The 1,133-nt window shown below is 44.2% G+C and carries 1 protein-coding gene; it reads left to right on the top strand.

What is annotated here, in order from left to right:
* Positions 1–141: 141 nt before the first annotated feature.
* Positions 142–444 (top strand): hypothetical protein, encoded by a 303-nt coding sequence (locus DU002_RS19240; protein ID WP_114340077.1) that lies wholly within the window; start codon positions 142–144, stop codon positions 442–444.
* Positions 445–1,133 lie beyond the last annotated feature (689 nt).

Below are 1,133 nucleotides of genomic sequence, written 5' to 3'. Positions count from 1 at the left end.
AAAAGTATGCTACTGTAATTCATGCTGACCTCCAGCTTGTATTGTTGACACATACATTATGGCTCTGGCTTTTAGCTAACCCACGAAGGCGGAGGTCAGCACCTTTTGTGGGAGTCATATTGTCTATGTGTTGGAGCAAAAATGACTGACGACGAGATTGAGGAACTCCTCAAGGATCATAAAAGGTATGGTTTTCCCGACTCAATAATTGAACGTGAACTTATGCTCGGACTTGTTAAAAGCGGTGACCCACTGTTTTTGCACAAAATACCTGAGCCTTTTTTATCTTCCATTGTTGAATTTGGTTTAAGTCTTGATGGAGAGTGGTTCCACCTTTCTAGTAATGGGATGGAAAATTACTCTAAGCATGCACCAAAACTAAAAAGTCTCGTGCAAGAGTTTGTAAACTCAGCCCCACTAGGGAAATTCATTAGGTGGCGCTAAAAAGAAACACATAACAAGCCGCTGTAGTCATTCGCTACGCTCGCTTGGACAAAAATACACAGGCTGTCCTCGCGAAGCTCAACAATTCTAGCCTGTGTATTTTTGCCCCTAAGCGGGGCGTTAGAAACACAATCGGATTTTGAGCGATGGATGAAAATAAGAAGGAAAATTGTGCGCATTGTAACGGCTCCGGAACCTGTAGCTCTGGAGTAGACGAGTTTTCTTGTCACGAATGCGCTCGAAACTCTAGGTTTTGGCTGTTTCGATTTTATGCGGGGAAATTAAAAGGCTGTAAATGTAGCCGCTGCGAAGGTGATGGAAGCAAAGAGCCATACACCCAAAGCCTAAATGAAAGGGTGCGCCCAGCACTTGCTATCGTACTTCTGCCAACACTTATAATCATTCCCGTTGCTATGCATGAATCAGCTCAATTTACAGCGATACTGGCATTTTGTTCGTCCCTAGCAGGCTCAATGGTTACGTACTTTTTTGGCGGTAAGCGTAAAAATGTTTCTAACAAACGCGTCAATTAGGACGCTTCCAAGCTCGCGCCTATTACGCGGGCGTTGGTATGACTCCCACTGTCAAGTTTGACGCACTGATCCCTGCTAAAAAACTAGCCATCGTATTCTCCTAAAAAAGAGCTGATACATCAGATGAAGCCGGTACTTTCGTCGGTTGCTATGCTG

This window comes from Corallincola holothuriorum (genome assembly GCF_003336225.1).
Classification (GTDB): Bacteria; Pseudomonadota; Gammaproteobacteria; order Enterobacterales; family Neiellaceae; genus Corallincola; species Corallincola holothuriorum.
Note: the sequence above shows the minus strand (reverse complement) of the source record. Positions and strands in the feature narration are given on the sequence as shown.

Excerpts from the sequence above, each read along its gene's own strand:
- DU002_RS19240 (WP_114340077.1), top strand. The coding sequence starts at position 142 with ATGACTGACGACGAGATTGAGGAACTCCTCAAGGATCATAAAAGGTAT.